This is a genomic window from Actinoplanes siamensis (assembly GCF_016862395.1).
GTDB classification, from domain to species: Bacteria; Actinomycetota; Actinomycetes; order Mycobacteriales; family Micromonosporaceae; genus Actinoplanes; species Actinoplanes siamensis.
In genome coordinates, this window is record NZ_BOMW01000117.1 from 1 (window position 1) to 5223 (window position 5223).

4 protein-coding genes are annotated in these 5223 nt (G+C 68.8%); 1 reads left to right on the forward strand and 3 read right to left on the reverse strand.

Annotated features, from left to right (window positions below; genetic code table 11):
• Positions 1 to 479 precede the first annotated feature (479 nt).
• From Asi03nite_RS37135 to Asi03nite_RS37145, 3 genes are all read right to left on the reverse strand, one after another.
• Positions 480 to 1082 (reverse strand): hypothetical protein, encoded by a 603-nt coding sequence (locus Asi03nite_RS37135; protein WP_203685209.1) that lies wholly within the window; start codon positions 1080 to 1082, stop codon positions 480 to 482.
• Entirely contained in the window at positions 1079 to 1951 is an 873-nt protein-coding gene (locus tag Asi03nite_RS37140; protein ID WP_203685210.1) for an ABC transporter ATP-binding protein, read from the reverse strand. Before Asi03nite_RS37140 ends, Asi03nite_RS37135 begins: the two co-directional genes overlap by 4 nt.
• A 243-nt stretch (positions 1952 to 2194) precedes the next feature.
• Positions 2195 to 3655 (reverse strand): sensor domain-containing diguanylate cyclase, encoded by a 1461-nt coding sequence (locus Asi03nite_RS37145; protein WP_203685211.1) that lies wholly within the window; start codon positions 3653 to 3655, stop codon positions 2195 to 2197.
• Positions 3656 to 3891: 236 nt separating this feature from the next.
• Between Asi03nite_RS37145 and Asi03nite_RS37150 the strand changes: the two genes are divergently transcribed.
• Positions 3892 to 4929 carry a BMP family lipoprotein gene (locus tag Asi03nite_RS37150; protein WP_203685212.1) on the forward strand — a complete coding sequence of 346 codons (1038 nt, stop codon included), beginning with the start codon at positions 3892 to 3894 and terminating at the stop codon, positions 4927 to 4929.
• The last annotated feature ends 294 nt before the right edge of the window (positions 4930 to 5223 follow it).

Below are 5223 nucleotides of genomic sequence, written 5' to 3' on the forward strand. Positions count from 1 at the left end.
CCCCTCTACCGTCACGGCGGAGCAACTCGAGGCGGCGACTCGACCAAGTGCCGTAACCCACGTCATACCTTTTCAGGCCAGTTGTTCATCGATCGTGACACCGACGTCTCCGCCGGGCCGGCGTGTCGTCAACGCGGAAACTGAAGACACCGGCACGGCTGCCGGCAACTCGCTCCGATCCCCCCAGAGACGCGGCCAGCACTGCACTGACCGCAGCCGCTCGGTAGAGGCCCGCTTGTCGCACGCCGGCCAACCGCACCTGCGTGGGGCGTGCCGTTAGAGGACGATCCTGACTGTCATCGTTATCGATACCGTTACACCATGGCGCGTACACCTGGCTCCTCATCCGCCGAGACCACGAGCGATACGCTGCCCGACCGGCCCGCGCAGATGCCAGCGTGTTGCGAACGGGGCCCTCATCTACCCCGACCAGCACCGGGCCTGGCCCCGGCGGGGTCGCCTCCTCCGGCCCACGAGTCTCAGTCGCTGGAAAGGTCCCGGTGGATCGCCCAGACGGCAGCCGGAATCGCCGCGCCGGTCCAGGCCAGTACGTACAGCAGCGCCTTGATGTTGCCGGCGGAGGCCATCGCGAACGAGGCGAACGGCAGCCCGATCCCCATCCGGTTGATCAACCCCTCGGCGAACAGCAGCCAGGCGAAAACGACAGCGAGCAGCCGCATCGGATGCCGCAGCACGGCCGTGCACAGCGTGCCGAACACCGCCATCACCGGCGCCACCAGGACCGTCGACCGGTAGTGGACGGCGTTGTCGTTGAGCAGCACCGCCAGCCCGCTGACGGCGGTCAGCAGGGTGCCCAGCACGGCCGCGGACACGCACTGGGCGATCAGGACCCGCCAGCGGTGCGGGTGGTTCAGATACACCGACACCATGGTCCGGTGCTGGTAGTGCTGGGCGGTCACAGTCACCGCGATGCCGAAGGCGCCCAGCCCGGCGAAGAGCGACCAGGCCTCCTTGCTGAACCAGCCGACCAGAGCCGCCATGAAGGCGAACCCGATCAGCGCGAGCCACGACGACATGATGCTCACGCTGCGGTACAGCTCGCTGCGGACGACGACGATCATCGGGCCTCCGACACGCTCATGAAGATGTCCTCCAAGTGCTGGGCCTCGGCCACCAGCTCGTAGACCGGGACCCGGGCGGCGAGCGCGATGTCGCCCACCTGCTCCAAGCTGAGCCCCGAGACGAACAGCACCGGTCCGTCGGGCGCCACTGTCGCGCCGTGGTGCTCGAAGGCCGCTGCGAGTCGTTCCGGATCACCGCCGCGCACCCGCAGCCGCGCCGTACCGGTCAGTTCGGCCAGCGTTCCCGACGCCAGGATCCGGCCCTGGCCGATGATCACCACGTCGTCGACGAAGTGCTCCAGCTCGGCGAGCAGATGACTGGAGATCAGCACGGTTCCGCCGCCCGCCGCGTGCGCCATCAGCAGATCGCGCAGCCAGGCCATGCCCGGCGGGTCCAAGCCGTTGACCGGCTCGTCGAGCACGAGTACCGACGGCTCCCCGAGCAGGGCCGTCGCCACCGCCAGGCGCTGCTTCATGCCGAGCGAGTAGTCGCCGGTCCGCTTGGTCGCAGCGTCCTCCAGGCCCACGTACTCGAGCAACCGCCCGACCCGCTCCCGGGGGAAACCGCCGAGTAGCGCCTGGGTGCGCAGGTGGGCGTACCCGGACTGGCCGGGATGGCTCAGGCCCTGCTCGATGACCGCGCCGACGTGCCGTACCGGATGGTCCAGCTCTCGGTAGCGTCGACCGTTGATCAGCGCGACGCCCCGGGTCGGCCGGGTCAGGCCCAGCAGGATCCGCAGCGTGGTGCTCTTGCCGGAGCCGTTGAGCCCGAGCAGGCCGGTGACCCGGCCGGGCGCGGCAGTGAACGTGACGTCACGGACAGCGGCTACCTTCCCGTACGTCTTCGTCAGATCCCGGATCTCGATCATGGCGGGAATTGTCCCGGATCGCGTCAAGCCTCCGACGGCGACCACGACTCTTCCAGTGTCACGTTCATCGATGTCTGGTGTCGAACCGGGCGCCACGGTAGGCACCTCACGCCGTTCCTGCAGGAGGCGTAGAAAGCAGCTGCCGTCGCGCACCAGCACGTCAGTACCGCGTGTGCAGGCGTACTTCGACAACTCGTCGGCATGGCAGGAGAGGTCCTTGCCGGGTTGCCGACCCCGCCCCACTCAGGCGCCGGTCGGCTGGCCCCCGCCGCTGCGGGCCTGCCGGCTCGCCCGTTTCTGCTCGTACATGCGCTCGTCGACGAGTTTCATGGCGGTGGAGAAGTCGGCGGCCTCGTCGGGGAGGACGACGAGGCCGTGCGACGCGCAGACCGGTACCAAATCGGCGTCCGCCCGCAGCGCCTGGTCGACGACGTCCATCAACTCGTCCATGCCGGTAGCGCCTGGCTGCGCCACGACGCAGAACTCGTCGCCGCCGATACGGTACGCCGTCCCCCGCCCCGCCAGCGCCCCGGTCAGCGCGGCGGCCAGGCGGAGCAGGAGGGCGTCGCCGGCTGGATGCCCGAGCGTGTCGTTGTACGCCTTGAAGCCGTTGAGGTCGCTCAAGATGAGCAGCACCGGGTTGTCGCTGGTGGCCCGGCCGATGCGTCGCCGTACGTCGTCGGCCAGGCTGCGACGGTTCCTCAGCCCTGTGAGCGGATCGGTGTTGGCAGCCGTACGCAGGGCTGACTCGCCGCGCACCAGCGCGAACAGGGTGTAGGTGATCAACAGCAGCGAGGTGAGGATCACCGCGCTGGGTAGCCAGCCCACCCCGGTCAGCGGACCGGTCGGCGCCGGGGCGAAAGTGACCGCGTACCAGCTGTTGGCGTTGCCGACATCGGCCGGGATGCGCTGGTAGGCGGCCAGCCGACCGTCGATGCGGACCAGCCCGTGCTCGCCCCACTGTCGCACCAGCGGGTTCAACAGGTGGTTGTCGGGGTTGCCGAGCGGTTCGTCGCCGCCCTGGACGCGGGTGGTGTCGATCACCACGCGACCGCTCCCAGCATCGACGATCACCAGGTGGCCGTCGCCCATGCTCTCGATCTCCCGGCGGAAGCTCTCCACGGGCAACTCGAAGTGCACGATCGCGCGCTTGATCCAGTCCGGCGTCAATACCTGCGTGCCGCTGGAGATGACCCACTCGCCGGTGGCCGCCGAGCGGTAGGGGACCGATTGGTACACCACACCCGGCGACAGGGCGAAGGTCGGGCCGAAATATGCCCCGGAGCGCCGGTCGTCGGCCAGTTCGCCGGATGTGGCGGACCGGCCGTTCACCACCCGCACGTTCTCGTGACCGGAGATGTCGATGAAGCTCGCCTCGCCGATGCCCTCCGAGTACATCCGTCCGAGGTGCACCAACTGGTCGGTGACCCGCTCGACCGCCGCATAGCGCTCCTCCGCGGACGGCGACGTGTCCGCGCGGCTGCCGTAGAACTCAAGGTACGAGGAGTCGCGAGCGGCGACCTGAATGATGGAGCTGGCCCGGGTGAAGGTGTGTCCGACGAGTTGCGCGGCGATCGCGGACCGGCGGGACAGCGTGGCCTGCTCGGTGTTGATCGCCTCGGAACGGCTCGCCACCGCGCTGCCGCTGCCACCAGCGAGGAACACGAGGGCACCGGCGAGCATCGCCAGCAGCATGTTTCGCATCAGACCCCCAGATCGAGCGCAGACCGAGCGTTACCAGGCTGCTATCGGCGCGGGCCGGCGCGACCTGAGGAGGCCGCGCGACGCGGATGCCGCCGACCGCGACGGATCGACCGGCCGCCGAGCCGAACAGCCAAATGCGGATAAATGGGGCCGTATGCTGATGCTGTCGAGATGGGCGGCAAGCGGAGGAGAGCGTCTTGCGGCACGGTTGGCGGACAAGCCTGGCGGTTGCGTCCATGGTGACCACCGTCGTGCTGGCTACGTCCGCATGCGGGTCCGGCGACGACACGGATGCGCCTTCCAACAGCACGACGCGCACGACGGTGAGGATCGGCCTGGCCTACGACATCGGCGGCCGGGGTGACAAGTCCTTCAACGACGCGGCCGCCGCCGGACTCGACCGGGCGAAGCAGGAGCTCGACGTGCAGACCAAAGACGTCGAGGCACAGAAGGCGGAGACCGAGGAGGAGAAGTACGCCCGGCTGAAGCTGCTCTGTCAGGCGGGCTACGACGCGGTGATCGCCGTCGGTTTCACTTACGCTGGCGCAGACCCTGCTGCGGGACCGATGGCCCGTGCCGCCGGAGAGTGCCCGGACACCAGATTCGCCATCGTCGACGACCCGTCCGTCACCGCCGCTAACGTGGCCAACCTCGTCTTCGCCGACGAGCAGGGCTCGTTCCTCGTCGGCGCGGCGGCGGCGTTGAAGAGCCCCGCGGGGCACGTGGGATTCGTGGGGGGCTGCGCGGTCGATGTGATCAAACGGTTCCAGGCCGGGTACGAGGCCGGTGCCCGCGCGGTCCGGCCCGACATCGAGATCGACACACACTATCTGTCGACGCCCGCGCAGGGGTGCTCCGGCTTCAACGCCCCCGCTGCGGGAAGATCCGCGGCGGAAGCGATGTACGACCGTGGCGCCGACGTCGTCTACCACGCGGCCGGCAGCTCCGGGATCGGCGTGTTCCAGGCGGCGAAGGCCAAGGGGCGGTGGGCCATCGGCGTCGACAGCGACCAGCACGAAGTCGTTCCGCCCAATCTCCGGGAAGTAATCATCACATCGATGGTGAAGCGGGTGGACGTCGCGGTCTTCGACTTCGTCAAGACCGTGGTCGAAAACAGGTTCAAGCCCGGCGTCACCACGTTCGACCTGAAGATGGACGGCGTCGGGTACGCCACCTCCGGCGGCCGCGTCGCCGACGTGGCACCCCGCTTGGAACAGTTCAAGAAGCAGATCATCGACGGAGCGATCACTGTGCCGACCCGCCCCGCGGACTGACTCGGCGTACCCGCGAAAGGTCGCCCATGGCGGGCAGGATCCAGGTTCGCAGGCTGGGTCGGGTAGTTGTTGATGGTCTGAGGCGCGACCCGTTCCTCTGCGGTGTACGAGCGACAAGCCGGAGAGGGCGATCGAGCCGGCCAGCCACGGTCACCGTCGAACCGCCCGCAGCCGCATGCTGATCCCCTGCCCGACGGGCGCACCACCGTGCCGCGGGCGGCGGCATGGCCGGGAGAAGCCACAGTCAGCCGACCAGAAAATCTGGCCTCTGGAGACTAGACATTCTCGGTGGGT

Coding starts and splice junctions, on each gene's coding strand:
- Asi03nite_RS37135 (WP_203685209.1), bottom strand. CDS start 1,082: ATGATCGTCGTCGTCCGCAGCGAGCTGTACCGCAGCGTGAGCATCATG.
- Asi03nite_RS37140 (WP_203685210.1), bottom strand. CDS start 1,951: ATGATCGAGATCCGGGATCTGACGAAGACGTACGGGAAGGTAGCCGCT.
- Asi03nite_RS37145 (WP_203685211.1), bottom strand. CDS start 3,655: ATGCGAAACATGCTGCTGGCGATGCTCGCCGGTGCCCTCGTGTTCCTC.
- Asi03nite_RS37150 (WP_203685212.1), top strand. CDS start 3,892: ATGGTGACCACCGTCGTGCTGGCTACGTCCGCATGCGGGTCCGGCGAC.